The organism is Rhodococcus sp. NPDC056743, assembly GCF_042790355.1.
Classification (GTDB): Bacteria; Actinomycetota; Actinomycetes; order Mycobacteriales; family Mycobacteriaceae; genus Rhodococcus_F.
Map to the genome: position 1 here is coordinate 131415 of NZ_JBHTZI010000003.1, position 25918 is coordinate 157332.

General features: G+C 60.5%; 22 protein-coding genes. 6 read left to right on the plus strand and 16 right to left on the minus strand.

All coding sequences use genetic code 11. The features are described 5' to 3' along the window. Positions 1 to 186: 186 nt before the first annotated feature. From ACFRFQ_RS08055 to ACFRFQ_RS08070, 4 genes are all read right to left on the minus strand, one after another. The gene (locus ACFRFQ_RS08055) at positions 187 to 801 is read right to left on the minus strand and encodes an NIPSNAP family protein (RefSeq protein WP_378655431.1); all 615 of its coding nucleotides are present in this window, start codon (positions 799 to 801) and stop codon (positions 187 to 189) included. Positions 802 to 838: 37 nt separating this feature from the next. Then, positions 839 to 1258, minus strand: coding sequence for a heme-binding protein (locus ACFRFQ_RS08060; protein ID WP_378655434.1), 420 nt, complete (start codon positions 1256 to 1258; stop codon positions 839 to 841). Positions 1259 to 1358: 100 nt separating this feature from the next. Then, positions 1359 to 1667, minus strand: coding sequence for a hypothetical protein (locus ACFRFQ_RS08065; RefSeq protein ID WP_378655436.1), 309 nt, complete (start codon positions 1665 to 1667; stop codon positions 1359 to 1361). Positions 1668 to 1847: 180 nt separating this feature from the next. Continuing rightward, a complete protein-coding gene (locus ACFRFQ_RS08070) occupies positions 1848 to 3500 on the minus strand; it encodes an amidase (RefSeq protein ID WP_378655438.1) in 1653 nt (550 codons plus the stop codon). Between the two features lie 782 nt (positions 3501 to 4282). Between ACFRFQ_RS08070 and ACFRFQ_RS08075 the strand changes: the two genes are divergently transcribed. Then, positions 4283 to 4507 (plus strand): hypothetical protein, encoded by a 225-nt coding sequence (locus ACFRFQ_RS08075; RefSeq protein ID WP_378655441.1) that lies wholly within the window; start codon positions 4283 to 4285, stop codon positions 4505 to 4507. Positions 4508 to 4738: 231 nt separating this feature from the next. Here ACFRFQ_RS08075 and ACFRFQ_RS08080 read toward each other — a convergent pair whose 3' ends face one another. The 3 genes from ACFRFQ_RS08080 to ACFRFQ_RS08090 all read right to left on the minus strand — a co-directional run bounded on the left by ACFRFQ_RS08080 (position 4739) and on the right by ACFRFQ_RS08090 (position 9859). After that, positions 4739 to 7069, minus strand: a complete 2331-nt coding sequence (locus ACFRFQ_RS08080; RefSeq protein WP_378655443.1) for an arylsulfatase — start codon at positions 7067 to 7069, stop codon at positions 4739 to 4741. Between the two features lie 110 nt (positions 7070 to 7179). Next, positions 7180 to 8160 (minus strand): TauD/TfdA dioxygenase family protein, encoded by a 981-nt coding sequence (locus ACFRFQ_RS08085; protein ID WP_378655446.1) that lies wholly within the window; start codon positions 8158 to 8160, stop codon positions 7180 to 7182. Positions 8161 to 8254: 94 nt separating this feature from the next. Then, a complete protein-coding gene (locus tag ACFRFQ_RS08090; protein WP_378655449.1) occupies positions 8255 to 9859 on the minus strand; it encodes an ABC transporter substrate-binding protein in 1605 nt (534 codons plus the stop codon). 472 nt (positions 9860 to 10331) lie between these two features. Between ACFRFQ_RS08090 and ACFRFQ_RS08095 the strand changes: the two genes are divergently transcribed. Beyond that, positions 10332 to 11318, plus strand: a complete 987-nt coding sequence (locus tag ACFRFQ_RS08095) for a tellurite resistance/C4-dicarboxylate transporter family protein (protein WP_378655452.1) — start codon at positions 10332 to 10334, stop codon at positions 11316 to 11318. On the opposite strand, the gene narI is transcribed toward ACFRFQ_RS08095, so the two are convergent. From narI to ACFRFQ_RS08130, 7 genes are all read right to left on the minus strand, one after another. Next, positions 11292 to 12023, minus strand: coding sequence for a respiratory nitrate reductase subunit gamma (gene narI, locus ACFRFQ_RS08100; protein ID WP_378655454.1), 732 nt, complete (start codon positions 12021 to 12023; stop codon positions 11292 to 11294). The two genes, ACFRFQ_RS08095 and narI, sit on opposite strands and share 27 nt — an antisense overlap. Position 12024: 1 nt before the next feature. Then, a complete protein-coding gene (gene narJ, locus ACFRFQ_RS08105) occupies positions 12025 to 12678 on the minus strand; it encodes a nitrate reductase molybdenum cofactor assembly chaperone (protein ID WP_378655456.1) in 654 nt (217 codons plus the stop codon). Further along, complete coding sequence (narH, locus tag ACFRFQ_RS08110; protein WP_378655458.1) at positions 12675 to 14333, minus strand: nitrate reductase subunit beta; 1659 nt, start codon at positions 14331 to 14333, stop codon at positions 12675 to 12677. The genes narJ and narH overlap by 4 nt, the downstream gene beginning before the upstream one ends. Continuing rightward, on the minus strand, positions 14333 to 18010 hold the full coding sequence (locus ACFRFQ_RS08115) for a nitrate reductase subunit alpha (RefSeq protein ID WP_378655461.1): 3678 nt from the start codon (positions 18008 to 18010) through the stop codon (positions 14333 to 14335). The genes narH and ACFRFQ_RS08115 overlap by 1 nt, the downstream gene beginning before the upstream one ends. 195 nt (positions 18011 to 18205) lie before the next feature. Beyond that, on the minus strand, positions 18206 to 18604 hold the full coding sequence (locus tag ACFRFQ_RS08120; protein WP_378655464.1) for a low affinity iron permease family protein: 399 nt from the start codon (positions 18602 to 18604) through the stop codon (positions 18206 to 18208). A 263-nt stretch (positions 18605 to 18867) separates the two neighbouring features. Continuing rightward, complete coding sequence (locus ACFRFQ_RS08125) at positions 18868 to 19488, minus strand: YdeI family protein (RefSeq protein WP_378655465.1); 621 nt, start codon at positions 19486 to 19488, stop codon at positions 18868 to 18870. Between the two features lie 134 nt (positions 19489 to 19622). Next, complete coding sequence (locus ACFRFQ_RS08130) at positions 19623 to 20588, minus strand: helix-turn-helix transcriptional regulator (RefSeq protein ID WP_378655468.1); 966 nt, start codon at positions 20586 to 20588, stop codon at positions 19623 to 19625. Between the two features lie 110 nt (positions 20589 to 20698). On the opposite strand from ACFRFQ_RS08130, the gene ACFRFQ_RS08135 reads away from it, so the two are divergent. From ACFRFQ_RS08135 to ACFRFQ_RS08150, 4 genes are all read left to right on the plus strand, one after another. Next, the gene (locus ACFRFQ_RS08135; RefSeq protein ID WP_378655470.1) at positions 20699 to 21640 is read left to right on the plus strand and encodes an alpha/beta fold hydrolase; all 942 of its coding nucleotides are present in this window, start codon (positions 20699 to 20701) and stop codon (positions 21638 to 21640) included. A 505-nt stretch (positions 21641 to 22145) separates the two neighbouring features. After that, a complete protein-coding gene (locus ACFRFQ_RS08140; protein ID WP_378655473.1) occupies positions 22146 to 22589 on the plus strand; it encodes a hypothetical protein in 444 nt (147 codons plus the stop codon). Positions 22590 to 22703: 114 nt separating this feature from the next. After that, positions 22704 to 23045 carry an ArsR/SmtB family transcription factor gene (locus tag ACFRFQ_RS08145; protein WP_378655475.1) on the plus strand — a complete coding sequence of 114 codons (342 nt, stop codon included), beginning with the start codon at positions 22704 to 22706 and terminating at the stop codon, positions 23043 to 23045. A gap of 3 nt (positions 23046 to 23048) precedes the next feature. Next, a complete protein-coding gene (locus tag ACFRFQ_RS08150) occupies positions 23049 to 23534 on the plus strand; it encodes an SRPBCC domain-containing protein (RefSeq protein ID WP_378655477.1) in 486 nt (161 codons plus the stop codon). Positions 23535 to 23717: 183 nt separating this feature from the next. Here the strand turns inward: ACFRFQ_RS08150 and ACFRFQ_RS08155 are convergent, their stop codons facing one another. Together ACFRFQ_RS08155 and ACFRFQ_RS08160 are read right to left on the minus strand one after the other, a co-directional pair. Beyond that, positions 23718 to 25142: an ABC transporter substrate-binding protein gene (locus tag ACFRFQ_RS08155; protein ID WP_378655480.1), complete on the minus strand. Its 1425-nt coding sequence runs from the start codon at positions 25140 to 25142 to the stop codon at positions 23718 to 23720. A gap of 273 nt (positions 25143 to 25415) precedes the next feature. Continuing rightward, complete coding sequence (locus ACFRFQ_RS08160) at positions 25416 to 25838, minus strand: hypothetical protein (protein WP_378655482.1); 423 nt, start codon at positions 25836 to 25838, stop codon at positions 25416 to 25418. Between the last annotated feature and the right edge of the window lie 80 nt (positions 25839 to 25918).

A 25918-nucleotide genomic window follows, 5' to 3' on the forward strand; every position in this document is an offset into this window, starting at 1 on the left:
CGAGGTGAGCAGGTCGCACACGAATGAGCGGATGCCCCAATTCGACAAGGACGAAACTTGCCGGCACGCAGGCTACGCGCGGAAGCATGGACAGCTTTTCCCTTCATGCTTCCGCGCTTCGTGGACTTGCAAGACACGAGGTGCGTCTCGCCGATCGACTAGACGAGAATCATGCGTGCCGAACCGTCATTGCAGTGGCGAGAAGATCGACGGCACGGCCATTTTCGTTACTCGATGGATGGGGGTGGGGCAATCTGCCGGGGGCGAGATTCCCTGTGTGGATGCTTTGGCAATCGCCTGCCTACGCGTTTCCGGATCGGAATATGCCCAGATCTGGATGATGCCGTTGACCTGCCCGAATTCGAGTCGGCCAGCAAGTACGAGTGAGTCGCGTTTGCTGCGTTCTTGTATCGCATTCGTCCACGCCTCGGTGCCGGCGCCCAGGTCGGATACCTTGAAGTAGTCGTACTGGATTTCATAGATCGGTCCAAGGAGACCAGGCATTGGGTCTGAGACGAAGTCGAAAGGTATCACCAGTTCGGACTGCATGCGATTGACGAATTGGCCCGTTGCCGGGGGCCATTGTGGGTGCTGGGCAGCAGCGGCGCGTTTACTGGCCCGATCGTCTAGATCTATGTAGGGCCATACATGTACCACTTCACTCAGAGGCTCATTTGTGGTGTGCCAGAATGCAGTCAGGGGCGAGAAGGCTTGTCGGTGCACATAGCCGTCGCCAAATATTCGCTCGAACTCCGTCACATTTTCGGCATCTACTTGATAAGACCGAACCTCGTAAATCACACGCAAGTCCTTTGCCTAGGTAGTGGATGGATGGTGGTCATACGGCGGAGTGCAGGCTGCTCTGAAGCGCGGTTGCGCCCGCCTGTGCGCATTCTTCGTCCTGCTCACCGGTACCGCCTCCGACACCGCACGCACCTACCATCAACCCATCGACAAAGATGGGAACGGCACCCTGGGAGTAGAACATGTGGCCACCTTCCGCTGCGGCAATGCCCTGCATGACGGGCGCGGAAGCTCGCTCCGAGAGGAGTCCGCTGGGCCGTGCGAATCCGGCGGAGGCGATGGCCTTACCTTGTGAGCCGTAGCCGGCGCCCCAATGCCCGCCGTCCATTCGTTGGAAGGCGACAAGTCGACCACCAGCGTCACAGACCGACACGCTAATTCGAATTTCAAGTTCGTTGGCTTTGCTGATTGCACCCTCTAGGACCAGTTTGGCTTGATCAAGATTCAACGTCATTGCCTGACTTTCATGGGTTCGCGGACAGAATGGGGTATTGCTGAATACCGTGTCGAACATTGCGCTTTGCGCCGTATGGCGGCTGGTACCTTGGCGATGATTACGGAATTGCTCTGAACATGGACAACGTGGAGTTGATCGCGTGCGGTCGAATGACGGTCTTCCATTGACCTTCTGCAGACGCGGCAAGCCACTCGGGGGTCTGGGGCAAGTCCGGTGAGTTCACGAGGTAAAGCGTTGCGTACTTCTGTACGCCCGCGACAGGTTTCTCCAGGACGTAGCGCTGCACACCGAGCACGCCTGGAACTTTGGAAATATTGGGCGCATGTTCGGTGTCGTAGATGTGATTGAATTCGTCTTCCATTTCCACTGGAATGTCAAGCTGGACGAGCCATAGATACTGACTCACGCTATTCTCCGTTCTCTCTAGGACACTGCCATTCGGCAGATTGGCCCCTGCAGGAATGCATGTTCTACGTGCAGTGCAGGAAGTTTTGTCGTAGCGTTCTTCAGCGGGAAGGCAGATGCGAAGAACCCGCGGAACATATGGGGCATTGAGGAAGGCCGTAAGGGCATTCTTGTTCTTCGATCAGGCTGGCGGTACACCAAATACGTGGGCCGGCACATCCGCATGACCGTAATTTCGTGAACTTCGTGAAGCCATCGCGAGGGCATAGGGCGCACCCTCCAATAACTGCGCGAACATCCTCTCATCCAGTTCGAGACCGGCCCGCCTGGCCGCCGACAGGCACATCTGGCGTAACGACGAATCGGCGTCCGAGGACGTGCCGGCCAACAAAGTGGGCTCGATTACGATTGGCGGGGTCGCATTGTCGACGAGCGTCGGATGTCGCAGATGCCAGTCGGTCGCTGATTGATAGGCGTGCCCGATGCGCAAAATCATCTCTTCGCCGAAGGGTCGTCCAAGTATCTGCATTCCCAACGGCAATCCGTTTGAGCCAAATCCATTGCACAGCGCGAGAACTGGCTGACCTGTGATGTTGGCCGCAGTGAAATGATGAGCGTTCTTCCAGAATGCGAGCGGGTCGTGCGAGTCGAAGCGTGGGGCCTCCCCGGCGCCGATGGTGATAAAGGCATCGAATTTTCGATAGAGGGGTTGCATTTCTGCGATGGCGCGGCGATGCTCGCGGCTGGCCTGTACAAAATCGGTGCCGGAGAACAACATTGCAGGTAACATGCGACTCAGAATGTCGGCGCCGAAGTGTTCGGGGCGTGCGATCAAGTTGGAATGATGAACACTGAACACTTCGATTTCGCCGATGATTGTCTTGATGTCACAATAGCTCTGCATCGGCCGGATCTTGCAATCCTCCAGCGTAGCACCTAGATCCGCCAAAACAGCAAGCGCGTTTTCCATGGCTTCGGAGTGGACAGTGGAGACCGCGACTTCACCGTTCCAGTTATGCCGAAGTACCCCAATTCGGACTCCACGAAGATCTTCACCGAGTGCAGCTCGGTAGTCCGGGATGGCATAAGCGACGCTTCCGGCATCATTTGGGTCGTGGCCCGCGACAGCCTGGAGCAGGATTGCGCAATCTTCAGTCGTCATGGCCATTGGTCCGCAACGGTCGAATGTAAATGAGTGAGGTATTACTCCCGCTCGGCTAACAAGTCCGTAAGTTGGCATCAGGCCTGTGATACCGCAATGCGATGCAGGCGCACGGATCGAACCGCCGGTGTCTGTTCCGATGCTTCCAGGTACCAACCCCGCCGCGATCGCCGCCGCGGAGCCACTCGAGGATCCTCCGGTAACGCGGGCCAAGTTCCATGGGTTTCGCGATGGGGGCCACGGCACGTCGAACGACGGCCCGCCATGCGCAAATTCGTGGAGCGCCAGCTTTCCCATCAGAACCGCGCCTGCGTGATGGAGCTTCTCGGCCACTGCCGAGTCTCGGACGGGGACATTGTCCGCGCAAACCCTGGAATGACCGGAAGTCAGAACGTTGGCGGTATCGAAAACGTCCTTGAGGGCAAAAGGAATGCCATGCAGCGGACCACGGTAGCAACCCCCAGCAATTTCGTCCTCCGCCTGTCGTGCCTGCTCCAACGCAAGGTCGAAGGTGCGGGTCACAAATGATTGCAATTGCCCATCCATGGCCTGAATACGCGCGATCAGTGCCTCTGCATACTCGACAGGTGAGAGTATGCGCGAACCGATGAGTTCGCTTGCTCGGGCAATAGTGAGGTAGTGAAGATCGGTTGTTCGTGCGGCAAAAGACATTTCACGCGACTCCATCGTGTTCAAGCGAATTACGGGAAAACGCTTATGGCGAATCGGTGCATATTTGAACTGTTGTTCTTCTGGCGGACTGGGTATTTCACCCCGATAACCCGATTCCTCTGAACGAATCGCAATCCACCTTCGGAGACTTCATTGCTCGCAATACGATGAGCGCAGATTATGCCTGCGTTGGCTTTGTACCTTTGGATTCCGGTTTTTCGGGTGACCCGCATCGCGGGTGACGGCAAGTTGACATCATGCTGAGCAAGATGATTTGGCACGACATGATCATGCGTGGCGCACGCGGTCGCGATCAATGTTCGGATCGTTATCACGGCGATAGCCGTCGTTGGACCTGAAAATGTTGGACATACGCCGAACGCATGCCAGGATCTAGCTGAGCGTCGGTCACCGCCCTGGTCAGTATTCCTTCTGAATTCTCATTACCGAGAACATCTCTCGGATGCAATCAAGCACGCATGACGAGATGGGTTATGCCGACAGTGACACGCTGGTCAGCCACGACGCAATGTGCTGGGCTCGGCTTCGTGGCACGTCACTCGACCTGGTTTCAGCTACCGCTCAAAGCTTGAAGTCGGACCATCAAACGACAGCCGCGAGGGCGTGATTGTTGCCGGTGTGTGCGTTGGCGCGTCGATCATCGCCAATTTGTCTGCAGCACAGAATCAGTGTTCCGGCAGTAGCGATGGAGATCGTGGCCACGGTTTGATGCGTTTGGACAGACGCAGTGCAGAGCGCACCCGTTGATTCGGGTCCATCATGTGACATCTCGTTTGTCGGGGTGGCGGGGACCACCATCGACCGTGATAGAGCCGGGTACCGCAGCGGTGCTCAGCGAAGGCGCTGCCGCGCTCGTCGGCGATTCTATTCGCCCTGATCAGGTGGAGTCGATAGAACAGATGGTGGAAGCTGCTGTTGCGCTGCGCGACTGCGCACCTTACATCGCCGCACCTAGCTATGTCAGCCTCGATCTGATCGACGAATGAGCCTTGGTCGCTTGCGGATTGGACGGACTACTCACGATGACGGAGTGGCCGGAATCGATCTAGTTGGCAGGACTTGCCATGGAACTGAATGGTTTTGGTGCCGAGATCGCCCCGGACGAAGTGCTCGCAAGCCGTTGACGACGGGAGGCGCAGCCAACCTGCTGGCAGTGCCTCCCGTAGTCATGAGCTCCGCACCTGGATCAGTACGGTTCATCTCGGCCGGGATAGATGTCAGTGCGTGACGAGTTCCGCCTCGAGCCGCTGGGCGTTGGTGGGCCAGCTGCTGGCGGCCTCGGTCTCGAGAGTGACCTCACCGATCCGGCCGGTGTACGGATACTCACCGCCGCGGGCGTAGTCGGAGGTGACCGGCGTGCCGGGATTTGCACCCACGGTCAGCCGGCCCGAGCCGAACAGTGCCGTGCGTTCGACACGCCCCTCACCGACGACCTGACCGTCGATGAGAACCTGACCGGTCCCGCCTCGCCCGATCCCTCCACCGTCATAGGTGAACAGGTATTCGAGCAGGTGCTCGCCCGCGGTCAGCGGTTGCGTGGCGCGCACGTGCGTGACGACCAGGCTGCACAGGTTGTGAGCGAACGTCACTACCCCTTCACGGACGTAGAACGAGAGTCCGTTGAAGGAGTTGCCCAGGCTCACCAGGACGCCGTCGGACCCGTCGCTGTCGGCCACCATGGGCACACTCAGCCGGAACGACGTGTTCGACGTGCTGGGGAACGCCGCGGTCGGTAGCCGACGAGTGCCGGCCGGCACGGTGACCCGCCCGCCCAGTTCGGGGCTGCGGCGCCCGGCGACAGCTGCGTCCATGCGTTCGACGCCACGGTCGTCCAGCGGCAGTACCTGGTGCAACCGAGCCTGCTCCAGGAACAGCTCCTGCAGCGCTGCCAGCCGTTCCGGATACTCGGAGGCCAGGTCGGTGGCCTGCGAGAAGTCGCGAGTGATGTCGTACAGCTCCCACGTGTCCTGATCGAACGGGATGGGGTCGGTCCGCGACAGGTCCCACGGCGAACGGTGCTTGGTGACCGCGGTCCAGCCTTCGTGGAAGATCCCGCGGTTGCCGAAGATCTCGAAGTACTGGGTGATGTGCTGGTCGGGCGCATCGCCGTCGCGCAGCGCGTACAGCATCGAGGTGCCCTCGATGGGGCGCTGGCTGATTCCGTCGACCCGGTCGGGGTGCGGGATTCCGGCGGCCTCCAGGATCGTCGGTGCCACGTCGATGACGTGGTGCCACTGCGTGCGGACGTCACCGCGTTCGGAGATCCCCTGTGGCCAGTGCACGACGAGCCCGTTGCGGGTTCCCCCGAAGTGCGACGCCACCTGCTTGGTCCATTGAAACGGGGTGTCCATCGCCAGGGCCCAGCTGACGGGGTAGTTCACATAGCTGGTCGGCCCCCCGATCTCGTCGAGGCGACTACGAATCTCGGCGGCGGTCTCAGGCAGACCGTTGTAGGTCCGCGACTCGTTGAACGTCCCCGTCAGGCGCCCCTCACAGGAGGCGCCGTTGTCGCCCAGGATGTAGAAGACCATCGTGTTCTCGAGCTCCCCGCCGGCGCGGAGAAACTCGACCAGCCGGCCGACCTGCTCATCGGTGTGCTCGGCAAAGGACGCATACATCTCCATGAGCCGCTCAGCGACGGCGCGCCCGTCGTCGTCGAGTTCGTCCCAGTGCGGAGCACCGTCAGGCCAGGGCGAGAGGAGCGTGTCGGGCGGGACGACGCCCAGCTCCTTCTGCTTTTCGAGGGTCTGCTCGCGCTGCTCGTCCCAGCCGTGGCTGAACTTCCCGCGGTATCGGTCACGCCACGAGTCGGGAACCTGGAAGGGGGAGTGGGTGGCCCCGAATGGCAGGTACGCGAACCAGGGGCGCTCCTTGTCGACGTCGCGTACCGACCGGATCCAGTCCCTGGTCTTGTCGACCAGGTCCTCGGAGAGGTGGTAACCCTCCTCCGGCGTCGACGGCGGCTCGACCTGCGCGGTGCCGGAGTACAGGTTCGGGTGGAACTGGTCGTCGGCTCCGCCGATGATCCCGTAGAAGGTGTCGAAGCCCTCCTGGGTCGGCCAGTGCGTGAACGGACCGACCGGCGTGATCTCGTCCTGCGGTATTTGGTGCCACTTGCCGAAAACGCCTGTCGCGTAGCCGTTCTCCCGCAAGGTGCGAGCCAGGGGAGCGGCGTCCAGGGGGCGGACGCCGGTGTAGCCCGGGGCGCTGGAGGAGAAGTCGGTGACGACCCCCATCCCCACGCTGTGGTGGTTACGCCCGGTGAGCAGCGCCGCCCGCGTCGGCGAGCAGATCGCCGTGGTGTGGAAGCGGTTGAACCTCAGCCCGTCGGCTGCCAGTTGCTCGGCGACCGGCATCGAGCACGGTCCGCCGAAGGCCGACGAGGCACCGAAGCCCATGTCGTCGAGCAGAATCACCAGGACGTTCGGTGCACCGTCGGGGGCGGTCACCCTCGGGGGGCCGGGGAAGGGTTTCTGCTGATGGCGGACGTCGTGCGCGGCTTCGACTGTGTCCTGGGTGAGGTGGATAGGTAGCTGAGTGCGATCCATCGGGACTCTTCCTTGATTTGTAGGGACGGGCGTGTGAGCGGCCGACGAGATCGATGCGCAGCTGCTTGGTCCTTGGTTACCCCGAAGCCACGCCGCCCGGTAAGTACACGTCAGTTCGTCGCGAAGCCCGGCAGCCGAACCGGCTGGTCCACCACGGAGAAGTGCGAGGCGTCGCCCGTGCGGACGCGGCTGGACTCACCATGCACACTCACGGGCACATCTCCGGCGAGAGTGGTGCGGTAGAGCTTCCTGGGCTGCTCGCCGAAGTCGGCGACGCCGTAGTGCTGGGTGGAACGGTTGTCCCAGATGGCGACATCGCCCAGCTGCCAGGTCCAGCGCGTTGTGTTCTCGAGCTTGGTGATTCGGTCCTGCAGCAGCTGGAACAACACCGTGGACTCGGCTGGCTCGAGGCCGACGAACTCCTTGAAGAAGTTGCCCAGCAGCAGCGACTTCTCGCCGGTCTCGGGGTGGATTCGTACCACCGGGTGCTCGGTCTCGAAGACGGTGCGGGTGAACTCCTTTCGGTAACCTTCCGGCTCCACGGCCTGCGCGGGGCCGCCCTCGATCCTGCTGGACATCTCGGCGTAGTCGTACGCGTTCGAGTGCACCGACCACAGGTTCTCCACCAGTGCTTTCAGCGGGGCGGGCAGTTGCTCGTAGGCCGCGATGGTCGAGGCCCATGTGGTGGCGCCGCCATAGGCGGGCACGATAGCGGAACGCAGGATCGACGCTTTCGGGATGCGGTCGATGAACGTGACATCCGTGTGCCACACGTTGGCCCGCGCGCCCTCTACGAGCAGAGTCCTGTTGTCGTCCGAGCGCAGCGTCGGGTGGGTGGTGGTCTGGGAGCCGATGCGGCCGCCGAAGTCGTACTGGATCTCATCAGTCAGGTGGTGCTGGTCGCGGAAAAAGATGACCCGGTGCGCGGTGAGCGCGTACTGGATCGCATAGGCCGTCTCGTCGGAGATCTCTCCCGAGAGGGCGACGCCGTCGATGATCGCGCCGATACGGTGGCCGTGCTTGCGGACGGTGATGCCGCCGGCGGCGTAGATGTCGGCGGCGACGTCGGGCCGGATGTCGAGGATGGTCATGGGTTTTCCTACTTCCTTCGCAAGTGAGAGCTGATCTTGGTGTTATCCGCGGAACGGTCAGTTCAGAGAAGTGCCGACTAGCGGGGATTCGCTGCTAAGCCAGGAAGGTGTTGGTGAACTGCGGCTGACTGTTCTTGGTCCAGGCAAGATCTCGGGCGGTCGCTGCTGCCGATACTTGTGGGACCACCACACCGATCTCGATCAGGAACAATTCGTCCAGCATTTGTGTCCCCAGATCGGCATAGAGTTTCTTCGCTTCATCGCTCGAACCGTCCGACACTTGCCACGCTGCTTCTGCGGCCGCCGAATATGCCGGCGAGCTGAACTTCGATGCATTGTGGGCAGCGTTGAACGGGTACGCGCTCACAGTCAATGTCGACGGAACAAATTGTGCAAAACCATGACTGGTCAACCACAAGCCCTTGAACTCGGCTCCGATCAACTGCTTGGCGAAGACCGATGATTCGACGGGATCCAATTCGACGGTAATTCCGGCCTCAGCGAGATTTGCCTGCACGATCTGTGCCACTGCTTCGTAATCCGGACTCACACCGGTGTACGTCAACGGGATGGTGGGCAGTGCGCCCACTTCACTCACCAACGCGCGCGCCTTGGCAACATCCCGTGTGTAGACGGCGTTTTTTGCGGCGTCGTACGCCGGTGACGACTTCGGCCATGGAAGATTCACGGCGTAACCACTATCGCGGTACACCTCACTCATGATGCGATCGCGGTCGATCGAATACGCGACGGCTTTGCGGGTGCGCACGTCGGTCAGACCGTCGGCAGCCACGTTGGCACCGAGATACGTCTGCATTTCCGCGCCGTCGAGAGACGTCGTCTCGAAGCCGTTTGTCTTGGATACGGTCTGCGAGTCGCGGAAGGTCAATGATGCCGGCATGACGAGTGTGACCTGACCTGATTTCAGTGAAGCCAGACGTGCTTGCGAATCGGGAATGATGCGTGCCTCTACTCGATCGAGGTACGGGCGCTCCGCAATCCAGTAGTCAGGGTTCCGATCGAATGTGATCTGACTGTTCGGCGTACGCGAGCTGAACACGAAAGGTCCTGTACCGATGAAGGATTCACCCGCCACGGTTTTGTCGAACGTCTCGGAGTCGAAAATCGGGGCCAACTCGAACAGGTCGAAGATGTTTCCCGTGCGGTGCGCAAGTGTCAGGACCAGTGTATGAGGGTCCGACGAATCGAAGCCTGTGATAGTTGTCGCTGTACTTCTCAGCTGTGCGGAGTGCTTGGGATCGGAATAGGTGCGTAGCGAGAACTCGGCGTCCGCCGACGTGAATGGTCGTCCGCTGTGGAATGTAACGTCGTCCCGCAGATTCAGGGTCACGGTCAGCCCGTCGTCGGACAGATTCCAGGATTTCGCGAGAACAGGCTGTGGCACTACGGAATCAAGCGGATACCGGGTCAGCGTCTCGTAGACGAGTCCCATTATGGTGGCACCCGCAGTGGTGGTGTTGGTCAGCAACGCCGACGGACTCACGTCGTCCCGAAGTGCCAAAGTCAGCGTGCCCCCGCGAACCGGATTCGCGGATTCTCCTGCGCTCGAGGCCTGTTCGCCGACAGCCGATGAGCATGCGGCCAGCGATCCGGTACCGAGAATTGCGAGCGCGGCAATGGCACTGCCACGAAGAAGTGCACGGCGATCGAGTCCGGCCGTGGAAAGAGTCGAGTTCACGACAGGTGTAGTCCTTCAGATCAGGGCGCGCAGCGCCGCGAACTGAGCGCGGGCCTACGCAGAAGTGGGATGTCGCCCTACGGGCGACATGAAATGTGATCGTCCTGGGTGCCTCGACCTACCCGAACTGAAAAACAATTCAGTGTCTAGTGGGTGCTACCCCAGCAGGTGTGGCGCTGAAGAAGTCAGCGCAGACATCGCATACGGACGAACACTGCAACCTTCCGGTCAGATTTCAGGCTTTTACCTCGGTGAACACACTCAATCATTCCCCCCGTATTTGGGGGAATAGTTGGATTCAGGGTGATCTTAACTGTCGATCCACGTATCCATTCGCCGACGCGTGTGCTAATTTCTCGGTGCAATTCTGTATTGAATTTCAGGCCGATCGGTCACGCTGGCCAATCCGCAATCACGCAGACGTGTCGCTGAAATCAGGACACGCCCCCGCGTCGTCGCGCATCATGGTTAGGTGACCGGCGATCATCGCGCGAGATCGACAGCAGGCCGTACGCTCGAGGTAATCCCTCCGGGCGCGGGAGCCGCCGCGATGTCGTCTGGAATCGTGTCGGTTGCATTGCATCTGGTGGGCTTCGAGACATTTTCACTGGTGTGGCTGGCGATAGGCGCAGTAATCTGGCTGGTTCTGTCTGTGGTGTTCGCGTCGAGATTGATCGACGATCGCGCCCGGTGGGTCGACGAGGCTGACACTCCGCCGGCTCTCACGGGGGTGGCAGCGACAACGGTGCTGGGTACCCGCGTTGTGCTGCTCGATTGGGACGTGGTCGGCTACGCCGCGCTCGCGATCGCACTGGTGGCGTGGATCGTGCTCATACCGGCGGTCATTCGGCATTGGACATCGCCCACCGTCGGCGTGCATTTTCTGCTGTGCGTTGCGACGCAGGGTGTGGCGGTACTCGGTGCCACGCTTGCGGCTACGACCACGGCTCACTGGATCGCGATTCCATCGGCTGCTGCTTTTGTGCTCGGCCTGGGATTCTATGTGTTGGTGCTCGTGCGGTTCTCGTTCAATCAGCTACGCGTCGGCGCCGGTGATCACTGGGTTTTCGGTGGTGCCCTGGCAATTTCGACGCTCGCGGCCGGAAAACTGTCCGCCGCAGCGCCGGTGGTGGGCTGGCCGGAATCGTTGCACTTGTCGTTTCAGCGATTGAGCATCGTGCTTATGATCCTCATCCTGGGTTGCTACGGGGTGTTGGTTGTCTGCGAATTGATCTGGCCTCGCCTGAAATACGACGTCAGGCGCTGGTCTACTGCCTTCCCGATGGGGATGACGTCGGCCGCGTCACTGACTGTTGCGGCAACGGCGTCGGCTCCGTGGTTGAAGCCGGTGGGCCAAGTCCTGGTGTGGCCGGCGGTAGCGCTGTGCGTCATTCTGCTGATTGCATCTGCGCGGCGATTGTGGGCTGTGAGTTCACCAACCCCGACGGTGGGGGCGTGAGCCGACAGGTTCGCCCTTCCGGGCGTCGTCGCGGCTGCGGTAGACGATGTACGGCCGAAACAGGTATGCGATCGGCGCGCTGAACACGTGGACCAGGCGTGTGAACGGCCACAGGGCGAACAACACCATGGCGATCGTGACGTGGATGTGGAAGTCGAGTGACGCCTGTGCCATGAGGTCGCCGCGGGGTTGGAAGATCCAGATGGATCGGAACCACGGGGATACCGTCGTCCGGTAGTTGGATTCTTCGCCGAACGCTCCGGATCCCAGCACTGTCGTGGCGAGACCAGCGACGATTGCAGCGATCAGCACGACATACATCAGCTTGTCGTTCCAGGTGGTAGCCGTGAACACCGGCCCGCGGGTCCGCCTGCGGTACACCAGAATCCCGGCGCCCACCAGCGTCGCCACGCCCGCGATCGACCCGAGTACGAGGGCTTGCAGGTGATAGACGTGTTCACTCATCCCGATTGCGTCGGTCCACGACTGTGGGATCACCAGTCCGATGAAGTGCCCGATGATGACTACGAGGATTCCGAAGTGAAACAGCGGACTACCGATCCGCAACAGACGGTGCTCGTACAGTTGCGATGACCGCGTTGTCCAGCCGAACTTGTCGTAGCGATACCGCCACCACGTGCCGCTCACAAAAATTGCCAACACGACGTACGGCACTATGTCCCAGTAGATTTCACCGGCAGACATCTCACATACCTCCATCGCGACGAGGTGGGACGGTCAGAGTGAAGAGTGGGAGCCCGACAGATTCGGCAGGTGGTCCCGATGCTGCGAGTTGCTGGGCACGGCGTACGTCGTTGGCGGAAGCCGGCGGCAGTGTGCTGCACACTGCTCGGAGAACCGGCGCGTACGGCGAGTCCGAATCGGTCAGTGACGCACTGATCATGTCCAACGGAACCCGATGCGCTGAAAGTAGTTTCGCACCGGAACTCGGGTCGACGAGAGCAGCGAACTCGAGGACAACCGTCAGGTGATCTGCCGCTTCGCTTTGTGGTGGATCGACGCCGGCAGCGCGGTAGGCGTCGGCAAAAGCAAGGATTTCGCGACCGCGATTGCGTGTGTCGCCCGCGGTCCAGTACGTGAGGTACAGCGTGCTTCGCCGCCGGAGGTCGAATGTCTCGACGTACTGCGCCGATGCGAAAAATTCGTCGCAGTCCCGCAGAAAGCGGTGCGTCTGTGCGAGTTGGTCTCGGGGCGCCGGCGGGAGATGGCTGAGAATGTCCTCGACAAGTCGGAGTCGTTCGCCTTGGCCGCTGTCGGGATACGCCAACAACAGGCCGGCGGCATGCCACACCAGTCGATCCTGCTCGACCCCGCGTCGGCGGCGGCCGAACCCGATCATCGGGTGTCACCTCGATCGGGAAAGAGCCCGGTTGGTGACCCTTTCCCATCCCAATTCAGGAGATTGACCCTGGACGGATTAGTCGAGTCGACGGACAGTTCGCCCGTGGTCTGACGTTCGCGCAGCGCGTGAAACGTCTCGACTGCCACCGGGACCGGGCCGCCGCTGGTCTCACCGAAAGGACCGGACTCGTGCATGCCCGGGCCACCGTCGAAGTCGAGCGCGCATTCGGTGGCTGTTTCTTCGAGCTTGTGTCCGTCAACGGCGTAAGCGGTGGGAATGATGTAGCGCTCGTCGTACTTTGCCAATGCCAGCAGTCGGTACATCTCGTAGATGGCTTCCTCGGTCATGCCCACTGCCTCCGGTATGTGAGGCTGTGGTTCGCGTCCGAGGTTGATGTCGCGCATATACGAGCGCATGGCAGCCAGCCGTCGCAGAACCCCGTCGATCACATCGGTATCACCCGCGGAGAAAAGGCCGGCGAGATATTCGATCGGAATACGCAACGAATCGAGAGCCCCGAAAAGGTTTCCGACATCTTCCCCGTCATGACCGTCGCGGCTAACGGCGTCGACAACGGGGGACAGTGGCGGGACGTACCAGACCATCGGCATGGTGCGGAATTCCGGATGCAGCGGCAGTGCGACGCGATAGTCCTTGATCAGTGCGTGGATGGGAGACTTCTGTGCTGCTTCGATCCACTCGTCCGAGATTCCCTCTGCGCGAGCGCCTTCGATGACCGCGGGATCGCGGGGATCAAGCAGTACGTCGAGTTGAGCCTCGTACAGGTCTTTGTCATCCGGAACCGTTGCGGCTGTGAGTACCTTGTCGACGTCGTAGAAGATGAGGCCGATGTAGCGCAGTCGGCCGACGCAGGTCTCCGCGCACACCGTCGGAAGTCCTACTTCGACGCGCGGATAGCAGAACGTACACTTCTCGGCCTTGCCGGTCTTGTGGTTGAAATACACCTTCTTGTACGGACATCCGGATACACACATTCGCCAACCTCGACACTTGTCCTGGTCGACGAGCACGATCCCGTCCTCGGAACGCTTGTACATCGCGCCCGACGGACAGGACGCAACACACGACGGATTGAGGCAGTGCTCGCAGATGCGCGGTAGGTAGAACATGAACGTGTCTTCGAGTTGGAGTTTGACCTCCATGCTGATTTTCTTCAGAACCGGGTCTTCAGGCAGGATTTCGGGTGAGCCGGCCAGATCGTCGTCCCAATTCGCCGACCACTCCACCTTCATGGGTTCACCGCTGATGAGGCTTCGCGGCGCCGCTACCGGCATGTGCTCACCGAGGGGAGCCTGGGTGAGATTTTCGTAGTCGTAGGTCCAGGGCTCGTAGTAGTCCTGAATGGACGGCATCTTCGGATTTGCGAAGATGCGCGACAGCTTCTTCAATCGGCCACCGTCACGCAGTCGAAGGCGGCCGTTCTTGTCGCGAATCCATCCGCCGTTCCACTTCTCCTGATCTTCGTACGTGCGCGGATAGCCTTGCCCCGGGCGTGTTTCCACATTGTTGAACCACACGTACTCGGTTCCGGATCGGTTGGTCCATGCCTGTTTGCACGTCACCGAACAGGTGTGACAGCCGATGCACTTGTCGAGATTCATCACCATCGCCAGTTGTGCCATGACTCGCATCAGTACGTCACCTCCTGCGAGCGACGACGCACCACAGTGACTTCGTCGCGTTGGTTTCCGGTGGGGCCGAGGTAGTTGAAGGCGAACGACGTCTGCGCATAGCCGCCGGCGAGGTGGGACGGTTTGATCAACAGCCTGGTCAGGGAATTGTGGATGCCACCACGCTTTCCGGTTGTCTCCGTGAGTGGCACGTCGATAGTCCGTTCCTGGGCGTGATAGACGAAGACCACGCCGTCCGGCATTCGATGAGACACGATCGCCCGGCATACGACGACGCCGTTTCGATTGACGGCTTCGACCCAGTCGTTGTCCGATACCTCGATTTTGGCAGCGTCGTCGGGGCTCATCCACATCGTCGGCCCGCCCCGCGAGAGCGAGAGCATGAACAGGTTGTCCTGGTATTCCGAGTGGATCGACCACTTCGAATGGGGCGTCAGATAGCGGACGCTGAGACCGATTCCGCCACCGCGGTCCCCGAGTGCAGGTTCGCCGAACAGGCTCGCCATGTCGAGCGGTGGCCGGTAAATCGGTAGTTGTTCGCCCAGTTCCTCTAGCCAGTCGTGATCGAGGAAGAAATGCATGCGACCGGTCAGGGTGTGGAAGGGTTTGAGTTCCTCGATATTGACGGTGAACGGCGCGTATCGACGGCCACCGGTTTCGCTGCCTGACCATTCCGGGCTGGTGATAACCGGGACAGGTCGAGCTTGTGTGTCCGCGAACGTGATTCGGCGTTCCTCACTACCGGCAGCCAAATGTGTGAGCGAGTGCCCCGTACGCTTCTCCAGTTGAGCGAACCCTTCCACCGCGAGCCTGCCGTTGGACGTTCCCGACAGCGCGAGGATTGCCTCAGCCATCTTCTCGGCAGTATCGAGAGCGGGTCTACCAGCGGCAGCACCAGAATCGAAGACCCCATGCTTGGCGGCGAGTTCTTCCACTTCTCGTTTCGGGTGCGTCGTGACGCCTTTGGTGGTGAGGCCGGCTTTCTCGACCAACGGGCCGAGTGCAGCCCACTGTTCGGCGACGGCGGGATAGTCACGTTCGACGACGACGAGGGGACCCATGGTCTTGCCCGGGACAGGCATTTCTCCTTGTGAGCGCCAATCTTGTTCTCTACCTGAGGGGTAGGCCATCGCGCCGGGCGTGTCGTGTTGCAGTGTTCCCATCACGACGTCTCGGCGTTTTCCGAGATGCTTCTTCGCCAGTACGCTGAACGCCTTGGCAACCGCGCCGAAAGCGTCGAAATCCGAGCGGGTTTCCCACGGCGGATCGATAGCGGGGGAGAAGGCATGAAGGAACGGATGCATGTCCGTGCTCGACAGGTCGGATTTCTCGTACCACGTTGCCGCAGGGAGAACCACGTCGGAAAGCAAAGTTGTGGATGTCATGCGGAAGTCGATCGACATCAACAGATCGAGTTTCCCTTCGGGGATGTCGTCGGTCCACGTTATGTCGTTGGGGCGCAGGTCCTCCGGCGTCGGCTCAGCCTGCAAGTTCGAGTCCGTGCCGAGTAGGTGCCGAAGGAAGTATTCGTTGCCCTTGCTCGACGATCCCAGCAGATTGGCGCGCCACACGCTCAGCACTCGCGGCCAGTTCTGAGGGTTGTCCGGATCGGTGACTGCGAGTTTGAGTGCGCCCGAGGATAATTGGCTGGCTACGTGTTCGGCGACGTCACGTTCGTGCGCATCTGCCTCGTCAGCCAGATCGAGGCTCGATCGATCGAACTGAGGATAGAAGGGGGTCCACCCCATCGACACCGCCGATGTCATTACATCCATCGTGTGTCGGCCACTGAAATTACCGCGCCCGACGGGACTGGAGAGTGCGTCCGCCTGGTAGCCGTCGTAACGCCACTGGTCGGTGTGGACATACCAGTAGGAAGTACCGGCCATCTGCCGCGGCGGCCGGAGCCAATCCGTCCCCATGGCCACCGTCGCCCAACCTGTGACAGGTCTGCATTTCTCCTGGCCGACGTAGTGCGCCCACCCGCCACCGTTGCGACCCATCGACCCGGTGAGTAGCAGCAGACTCAGAACCGCTCGATACGTCGCATCGCCGTGGAACCACTGACAGATACCCGCACCCATGATGATCATCGACCGGCCACCCGATTCCACGGCGTTGTCGGCAAATTCGCGCGCAATGCGAATCACCTGCGCAGCACTGACGCCGGTGATCGATTCCTGCCACGCGGGCGTGTACGGCTCGCTCGGGTCGTCGAAACCGGACGGCCACTGCCCCGGCATCCCGTTGCGCTGCACCCCGTATTGCGCGAGCATGAGATCGAAGACAGTGCACACCAGGCGGTCTCCCACCCGGCGCACAGGCACGCCGCGAATCATGCTCTCGCCGTGACCATCCGGAGTATCGAAACGCGGAAGGTGTATTTCTGCTGTTTCGACCCACTCGTTGTCGACAGTCAGAGCGGGAACGATCTCGCCGAGATCGAGATTCCACTTACCGACGCCTTCATCGCCGTAGCGGAAGCCGAGAGAGCCATTCGGCACGACCACTTCATCTGTGGTGCTGTCGAGGAGAACCGGTTTGAACGCAGCGTTTTCGCTCGATTCACCCAGGTCCGCAGCCGTCAGGTTCTTGCCCGCGACAAGTCGGCCGTCGCGGTCCTCGATGGTGACGAGGAACGGCAGGTCAGTGAACTGCCGCACGTAATCGTCGAAGAACGGCTCACGTTTCTTCACGAAGAACTCGGACAGGATGACGTGGCCCATTGCCATCGCCATGGCTCCGTCGGTGCCCGCAGCGCACGGCATCCACTCGTCGGCGAACTTGGTGTTGTCGGCGTAATCGGGGCTGATCGCGATGACTTTGGTTCCGCGATAACGGACTTCGGCCATCCAATGGGCGTCGGGGGTGCGGGTTACGGGAACGTTGGATCCCCACATCATCAAGTACGACGCGTCCCACCAGTCCCCGGACTCGGGCACGTCCGTCTGATCGCCGAATACTTGAGGTGATGCCACCGGGAGGTCCGCGTACCAGTCGTAGAAGGACGTCATGACGCCGCCGATAAGTTCGATGAACCTCGACCCCGCAGCGAACGACACCATTGACATCGCCGGAATGGGGGAGAACCCCGCAACACGGTCGGGACCGTATTTCTTGATGGTGTGCACATGGGCGGCAGCGATCATCTCGGTGGCCTCCGCCCATGTGACCCGCACCAGTCCGCCTTTCCCTCTGGCCTGCTGGTACTTTCGGCGACGCTCCGGATCGGCCTGAATGTCTGCCCACGCATCCACCGGATCACCGAGGCGGGCCAGGGCCTCGCGGTACATTTCGACGAGAACACCACGGGCGTAGGGGTAGCGGACTCTGGTGGGCGAGTACGTGTACCACGAGAATGCGGCACCACGTGGACAGCCGCGCGGTTCGTACTCGGGACGGTCCGGTCCTACCGTCGGATAGTCGGTCTCCTGGGTTTCCCAGGTGATGATGCCGTCCTTGACGTAAATCTTCCACGAACACGAACCGGTGCAGTTGACTCCGTGAGTGGAGCGCACCACTTTGTCGTGACTCCAACGATCGCGGTAGAAGATGTCGCCTTCGCGGCCGCCAGTGCGGTTCACGGTCCGGAGGTCGTCCGAGAACTTCCCAGGAGTGAAGAAACGACCGCCGCGGAGTAGAGCGTCTTCGACGCCACTGCCGATATGTTCGACCACTTCTGCACTTCCTTCACGTCTTCACGATCACCTCGGGTGATCGAGAATCTGACGAACGAGCATGCTTGTCCCATAGAACCGTAAATTCGGACTTGTCGCGACCGTTCGGACGAAATGGGCAGCAAGAGGGAAGTCGCACGCAGGAAGAGTGAGAGGTCGATTCGGACCTTCGAATACGCCGAACGCAGTTTCAGGTCAGTGGCGTTCTTCGAGTCCAACGGCTTGGCGGAGTCGTTGAGCAGCAGTTCGAAGCTCGGGATCATCGAATGCGGACGAATCCAGCATCGCCGCGAGTGCTTCGGCGATGACATTGAGTTTTTCTTGCGACGCTTCACTTGCGCGGCGCCCGGCATTCTCGAGCAACACGACCAACAGCAGTGTGAAAACACTCGCTACGGTATGGATGGCAACCTGCCAGGTCTTGAGATCCGTCCACCACGGCAAGCTGATAAACCAGGCCACGACGATGACGACACAGAGAAAGAAGAACGGTGCCTGACTGACTCGTAACTCTGCATGCTCGACGAATCTGTCAAACCGCGACCGGCGGTTGCCTCCGCTGCGGGTTTGAGCAGCGTCGCTGCTTCGCTCCATTGTCGGAACTTTAGTCGCACTGTGTGCTTTACGTGCCCTCGATTGGATGGGTCGGCTTCAAGTGGGATGAGCCGATGCGTCCGTAGATCGGCGACGATTGGTTACGCGTACTTGGCTGCAGTGTGAATATGTCAATCCCATTCAGGTCCAGCAGGGCGGCTTGATCCGGACCTACCCTGATGCTGTGACTGGATACTCCGCTGAGGGAGACCGTCGAGTGCAGATGAAGACCGGCCTTCATACCGGACGCGGTCGAATTGCGATCAGCCGCGGGCACGTTGACCGATGGCCGCGTGGTTGACGATATGGGCGATTCGACCTTCCCGTGTTGCGTCTCGAGCGGCACTGACGATCCACCACAGCATCTGTTTGCGGGCGCTGGGCGGAAAACTGTCCCAGTTGCTTCGAGCTTGCGGCTCCCGGTCCAGTGCCGCCTGCAAGTCAAGCGGTTCCTCGAGGTCTTCGACTTGGTCGAGAATCGTCCACCAACCAGTGGATTTCGCGGCAGCAATTGCATCGCGACCAGCAACGGTCATGAGGCCCCGCGCCTCCATATCGGCTGCGCGTTCGCGGTTGAGTCGGGTCCAGGAACTCTTGCGTCTACGCGGCGTGAACAGTTGCAAATTGCGTTCTTCGTCGAGGTTGGTGTTGGTGGAGTCGATCCAACCAAAGCAGATGGCTTCTTCGACGGCCTGAGGGTAGGGGCAGCGTGGTCGGCTGATGGTGTCGCGCCAGGAGCACAACCACACACCCCGGGCTGACGTGTGGTTGTCCGTCAACCACGTTCGCCACTGTTCCCGAGTCTCGGCGTGGATGATCGGGTAGTCGAACTTCCACGTTGGGGGGTGGACGGAACTCGGTGGCGATGATTTCGAATTGGTCACTTAGTCTCCCAGCTCAGAGTGAAGCGGATATGTGTCTCGATAGAAGAAGAGCCGGCGTGGGGAACATGTCCGCGAACTCGTCTCAGTAATGACCTGAACATGAATGGTCTTGTCGCGCAATCCTCTTCTGGCTGTCATGGTGGCGAGACCCCGAGGTGAAGGGCGAGCCGACTGACGGTGTCGGCGAGCTCGGTTGGTTCGATGACGACCACTGGGGCGGTGAGCGCGATGCGCGCAACGGTCATGGTGAGCCTGCCGAGATCTTCGCTGCGGATCTGGACAAGACAGCGGTCCGCTGCCACTTCGATTGGTGTGTGGTCAATCCATCTGAGCACACCCTCGAGGTCGGCGAACGTGGCTGCGATGGCGAGTTTTGCCTCGTGGTGGCGGGGTGGCGGGCCGACGGATCTCGCGACGAAGCCTGCCGCGTCACCGCCCGGGATCTCGCGTGGCGTGAAATGACTGCCTGCCAGCCAGGGCTCCGAGAGCCGGTCCAGTCGAAATGTTCGCCAGTCGGCACGATGGTGGTCCCATGCTACGAGATACCAACGACGTCCCGCCGTGACAAGGCGGTGCGGCTCGACGAGCCGTCTGCCGCTCTCGCCATCACCTCGCCGATAGTCGAAACGCACGTGCTCGTGGTCGCGACATGCCGCACTGAGCACACTGAGTGCTTCGGGGTCGACGATGTCGTCGTCGGCCCGCCGCACGGAACTGACGCTCGAATGCAGTGCCGACACACGTCGGCGTAGCCGATGGGGCAGGAGTGTTTCGATCTTCGTCAGCGCTCGAAGCGACGTTTCTTCGATGCCGTCGATGGCGGCCTCGGCGGCGTAGCGCAGTCCGACGGCTACTGCCACGGACTCGTCATCGTCGAGGATCAGGGGCGGCACGTGCGCCCCCGTTGCAAGTCGGTAGCCTCCGTATTTTCCGGACGTGGAATCGACCGGATAGCCGAGGTCGCGTAGGCGATCGATGTCGCGGCGCACCGTTCGCTGCGTGACATCGAGTCGTGCGGCAAGTTCGGCACAATGCCAGAAACGATGGGTCTGAAGGAGCGAGAGCAATTGCAGTGCTCGGCCTGTGGGATCGTTCCGCATTTCTTCAGATTGCCAGCAATCTAGGACGTCATGTGTCCACGATGCTCCCTATCGTCGGAGCAACCGGTCGATCCAGACATTAGATCGGTACTCAACCCAAAGGAGCATCCGTGAATCCATCCGACTTCCCCAGGCCCGTCCTTATCCCAGTCAAGGGCGTGGAACTCGAAGTCTTCGAAGCAGGGCGAGACAATGCCGGGAAACCCATCGTGCTGTGTCACGGATGGCCAGAGCACGCCTATTCTTGGCGATACCAGGTGCCCGCCCTTGTCGCGGCGGGCTACCACGTCATCGTCCCGAACCAGCGCGGCTACGGCAACTCATCACGTCCGACCGAAGTGACGGATTATGACATTGAACATTTGTCGGGTGATCTCATCGCACTTCTCGATCACTACGGCTACGAAGATGCCACCTTTGTCGGTCACGATTGGGGCGCCTTTGTCGTGTGGGGCCTGACCCTGTTGCACCCGGACCGGGTAAACAAAGTGATCAACCTGAGCCTGCCCTACCAGGATCGCGGAGAGCAGCCCTGGATTGAGTTCATGGAAGCCGTGCTCGGCGGTGACTTCTACTTCGTCCACTTCAATCGACAGCCGGGCGTCGCGGACGCCGTGTTCGAAGACAACACCTTCCGGTTCCTCCGCAACCTGTACCGGAAGAACGAACCCCTCAGGGAGCCTCAGCCGGGTATGGCGCTGATCGATCTCGCCAGAGCAGAGACGCCACTCGGTGAGCCACTGATGAGCGATAGCGAATTGGCCGTTTTCGTCTCCGCCTTCGAATCGACAGGATTCAGGGGCAGTGTGAACTGGTACAGGAACCTCGACCGCAACTGGCATTTGCTGGCGGAGGTGGACCCGGTCATTCAACAGCCAGCACTCATGATCTACGGCGACCGTGACGCGATCGCGAGGGCTGAAAACCTGACAGAGTTCGTGCCCAATGTGGAAGTAGTCAATCTCGACTGCGGTCATTGGATCCAGCAAGAAAGACCCGATGAGACCAACCAAGCGATCTTGAACTGGCTGGAACGGCAGGATGCCACGTAGTTTCAAGGCTAGGTGCGGTCTCAGTAAAAGGGGATGCGGTGAAGGGGATGCGGTCACCTCGGCAACCTGTGGCCCAAGGATTGACCAACAAGGTGATTGCCGCTCAACACGTGATCTCGCAGCGAACCGCTCAAAGCACGTTGAGCACGTGCCCACCTGGCCCGCACGGTTGACTGTTGCGACTACGACAAACCACCTCAGAAATGACCTCCGTGCGAGGTGTCACGCGACGACCTTTCGAGTTCGAGCGTTTGACGGACCATTTGATGGAAATTCTGTTCAGGTCCGAAGAATTGCTCTCGATCGAGACCGAGGCGCAAATTCGACAAAGGGGGCGATGGAATGCTCAACGTGACACTGCTTTTTCTCGTCTTGTGCGTCGGCTTGATTCTGGTTGCGCGCCTTGAATTGCACTGACTCCGCTCCACCCCACGATGACCTCTCCGTTGGTGCGTCGGCTGACGTGGGCGCGTAACACTCGGGCAGTTGAAACCGACCTTTTGGTATGACACTTTCCCGTACTACCCGAGTTGCCTCGCTCGCCGTGGTTGTTTGCGCGGCGGTCGCCACATGGTTTGCGCCAACTGCCTCTGCCGAGGTCGTCGACGTCACGGTCATTCCTGGACTCGGAGGAGGCCCGACCACCCCGTATGGCGCCGGGTGCACGTACCTAGTGGTGGCCAGGACGTCCGATATGTCGGAGCGCGGGGTCTCCATCGTCGACTTCAACCGCGCATCGACGTTCTTTCCGCAGGAACTTATCTGGGACACGATCAATCCCTACTACGTTTCTCCGGTGATTTTCGGTCATGCGGTAACTTTGTGGACTCCTACTGCGCCCGGCGAGCATTCACTGATGGCATACCAGACTTCGGCAGGCGGACCGATCGAAACGGTGACGGTTAACCCTGGGGTGCCGCTCGGACCCGGTTGCATCGTCGCGCCCTGACGGCGTAGCTGAATCGACTCTGTTGGTGATCGTGGCGACAGAATGCAGGGTCTCTATCGGGCGAGTGTTCCCGGGCGATCGACATATACAACCAATTGGTTGTATGTTTGGGGTGTGAACGGAGACGACGAGGACCGCACGGACGCTCTGTTCCGTGCGCTATCCGACCGAACGCGGCGCGACATTATGCGCCGTGTACTGGCCGGCGAGCACTCGGTTTCCGCACTCGCTGCGAAGTACGAGATGAGCTTCGCGGCGGTGCAGAAGCATGTCGCCGTTTTGGAGAAAGCCGGCCTCATCACCAAGCGACGCATCGGTCGAGAGCATCTCGCCAGCGGCGAGGTGGCAGCGTTGCGGTCGGTGGCGGCCATGCTCACCGAGTTGGAGAAAGTGTGGCGCGGCCGCATCGGACGTATTGACGAACTCATCGCTTTCGACTCACCCCAGGAGGACTGAACCATGCCTGTGACGGACGTCCAGCAGGACATCGATACCCGAACGCTGACCATTGTGGCGGAATTCGCCGCGCCGGTTGAACGTATCTGGCAGGTCTACGCAGACCCGCGTCAGTTGGAAAAGGTCTGGGGCCCACCGACATACCCGGCGACCGTGGTGGAACACAATCTCACGCCGGGAGGTCGTACGACCTACTTCATGACGAGCCCGGACGGTGAGAAGTATGCAGGGTACTGGAAGATTACGGCCACCGATGAACCGAGGAGCTTCTCGTTCGATGACGGCTTCGCCGACGAGGATTTCAACCCGAATGCCGAGATGCCGGTGTCGAAGAACGTCTTCACTTTTGCCGAGTTCGACGGCGGTACTCGTGCGACCTACGTGAGCACTTACGAGTCTGCGGAGGCGTTGCAGCAGGTGCTCGACATGGGTGTTGTAGAGGGTGCGTCGTCAGCGATCAATCAGATCGACGAACTGGTCGCGTCCTGACTATGCGACTGCTGTATCGGATTGCGTCGAAGTCGGGGAGTGGGCCGGGTTTGTCGAATTGGGAATCGGTAGCTGCGAACAAACGCCAGTAGACAACGTAGTCACCGAAGTTGTTGGCGCCGAACGTTTTTTGGTGCATGGAACGCCGGTGGCACGCGATTCGCGCCACCGGCGTTCAGTGCATCAGGATTGCGGCTTGATCACATTCGCGTTCTGGTACTTCGTGGAGATGCGATCGGCATCCAGTTCGGTGCCCCAGATGGACTTGTCAGTGGTGATCAAGTACTTCGGATCGCACTTGAACTCACCGGCCGTGGTCGGGAAAACCTGCGTATATTCGTCGCCTGTCAGCGCGGTCATCAGGCCGCAGGTAGCGGGCATGTTCTTGCCCGGATCGGTGACGGCGTGCAATCCGCCGCCGTCCCACTCATGGATGCTCGAGAGCTCGTTGACCATGCACTGACGCGTGAGGTCGGATCCACACTCGTCCGCTGCGGTGGCCCATAGGAGGAACGACGACGCAGCCTGCATGCCGAGGAGTGCGGTCTTGCCACCCTGCTCGCTGACCATGTCGGCGTACTGCTTGACGGCCGGAACCTTGTCCGCATTCTCGAGCATCTGGAAAACCATGTCGGCGTTGAGGTTGTCGAGCAGTCCGGTGTCCTTGTTCCATGCCGAAACGGCCTCGCCGTACCACGTGGATTCGCCGAAGAAGATCGGATCGATACCGACCTGATCGAGGGACTTGACGAAGTTGAGCTCGGCCGGACTTGCTGAACGGGATGTCCAAATACCCTTGACACCACATTCTTTGAACTTCTCGGCGAACGGGACGTAGCTGGATTCGCCCTCGTAGTTGAGGGTCACGCCGCAATCCTTGAGCTTGAAGCCCGCAGCTGCGGCCATCGAACGAGTCTTGGTGGTGGAGGTGATGATCGTCGGCATCGTGCTGTTGACGACGTCGAAGTCGTTCAGCAAATCCGGGTGCATCTCGGCCATCTGGAACCATGCTGCGGCGTTGGCGTAATCGACAGGCATCGGGACGCCCTGGAAGGTCATCGGTCCATTCGTTGCGTCAGGTGACACCGTGAAACCGGGGACGGACACCATGTTGCAGGCCACGCGGGTCTGCTCTGCGGTCTGGTCCATCGCGAAGCCGTAGCCGACCATCATGAACTGGCTGGCGCAGGCTTCCTGCATGACCGAATTCGCTTGCGTCATCGCTGCGTCGTAGTCGGTGCCGACAACCTTGCGGCCGTTGATGCCGCCCTGATCGTTGCACCAGGAGATGAGGGCGTTGACCGCGTCGCTCATTTCCTTGTTCAGGCCGGGCGACTTCACGTAGCCGCGGTCGTCGCCGAAGCCGATCTTGATTTCGGTGTCACTGACACCCTGATCCGTGGCGCCCTTCGCGTCCCCCTGACCGCACGGAGAATTCAATGTTCCGAACTTTGCATCGGAATTGCTCGATGCGGCCGTTGCATTCGCACTGGACCCGCCAGTCGACGTGGCCGACGGGTCGTCGCCACGGTCGCCGGAACAGGCGGACACCAGAGCGGCGGTGGCAGCAAGCGCCGCAACCAGCTTCGCGGTCTTGTTCAACTTCACTACGAGGTTCTCCTTCTTGCAGACGGCACTTCATGGCAGTCATAGGCAGAGCCGTAGGTAATCAGCGTTCGAGAAATAGCGAATGCGTTTTCCCGATGAGTGAGAAATGGAAGTGAGACGCAGCACAAAACTTAGGATTTATGACCCCAGTCATACCCTTCGAGCCTGTGCTGACCTGGAAGCATCGTCAGATCGTCTCCGCAAAACTCGTCTCTGGATTCCTGATTGCCTGTCGGGGGTCGGTGGAAACGAGCAGGAAACAGGAACGACGGCTCAGTCGGAATCGGTCGCGGGATAGTAGAAGTGCGCGGCGACGAAGGAGATGGTGGCGATTGCCAGCGCTGACGCACCGATCGCCTCGTCGTCGAGGCTTGTATAGGCGAGCGCCGTTATGACGATCACTGCTGTCGCCACAGCTGTTGTGATCGCGAATGCGAGCCTCCAGGTAGTCGGCGCAGCGGCACGGGAGTTGTGCTCGCCGATTGCGAGTACTGCTTTTCCCGCCAGAATTGCGGAAATCCCCAGAAGGGCACCAGCAGGAAGAGAGCACAAAGATCCGAGGGCCACGGCTCGGACGAGGCTCCCGATATCGCTCGGGTCTGCGAATTGAAGCGCGACGTGACTTCCAAATCCGGCTCCCACGATCAGTGGCCACGCCATTGCTTGGGTTCGCCATGAGACATCGGAACGGGGCATACAGCGACGCTATCGTTTCGGAGGGCAGAATAGTCGAACTGGCCGTCCTTCTAGGATTTGCGTCAGTGCCGCTTCGTCAT

Bases quoted from the DNA above. Each gene is read 5' to 3' on its own strand.
- ACFRFQ_RS08140 (WP_378655473.1), top strand. From the start codon at position 22,146: ATGACACTTTCCCGTACTACCCGAGTTGCCTCGCTCGCCGTGGTTGTT.
- narH (WP_378655458.1), bottom strand. From the start codon at position 14,333: ATGCGAGTCATGGCACAACTGGCGATGGTGATGAATCTCGACAAGTGC.
- ACFRFQ_RS08130 (WP_378655468.1), bottom strand. From the start codon at position 20,588: ATGCGGAACGATCCCACAGGCCGAGCACTGCAATTGCTCTCGCTCCTT.
- ACFRFQ_RS08085 (WP_378655446.1), bottom strand. From the start codon at position 8,160: ATGACCATCCTCGACATCCGGCCCGACGTCGCCGCCGACATCTACGCC.
- ACFRFQ_RS08160 (WP_378655482.1), bottom strand. From the start codon at position 25,838: ATGCCCCGTTCCGATGTCTCATGGCGAACCCAAGCAATGGCGTGGCCA.
- ACFRFQ_RS08070 (WP_378655438.1), bottom strand. From the start codon at position 3,500: ATGTCTTTTGCCGCACGAACAACCGATCTTCACTACCTCACTATTGCC.
- narJ (WP_378655456.1), bottom strand. From the start codon at position 12,678: ATGATCGGGTTCGGCCGCCGCCGACGCGGGGTCGAGCAGGATCGACTG.
- narI (WP_378655454.1), bottom strand. From the start codon at position 12,023: ATGTCTGCCGGTGAAATCTACTGGGACATAGTGCCGTACGTCGTGTTG.
- ACFRFQ_RS08080 (WP_378655443.1), bottom strand. From the start codon at position 7,069: ATGGATCGCACTCAGCTACCTATCCACCTCACCCAGGACACAGTCGAA.
- ACFRFQ_RS08060 (WP_378655434.1), bottom strand. From the start codon at position 1,258: ATGACGTTGAATCTTGATCAAGCCAAACTGGTCCTAGAGGGTGCAATC.
- ACFRFQ_RS08120 (WP_378655464.1), bottom strand. From the start codon at position 18,604: ATGGAGCGAAGCAGCGACGCTGCTCAAACCCGCAGCGGAGGCAACCGC.
- ACFRFQ_RS08150 (WP_378655477.1), top strand. From the start codon at position 23,049: ATGCCTGTGACGGACGTCCAGCAGGACATCGATACCCGAACGCTGACC.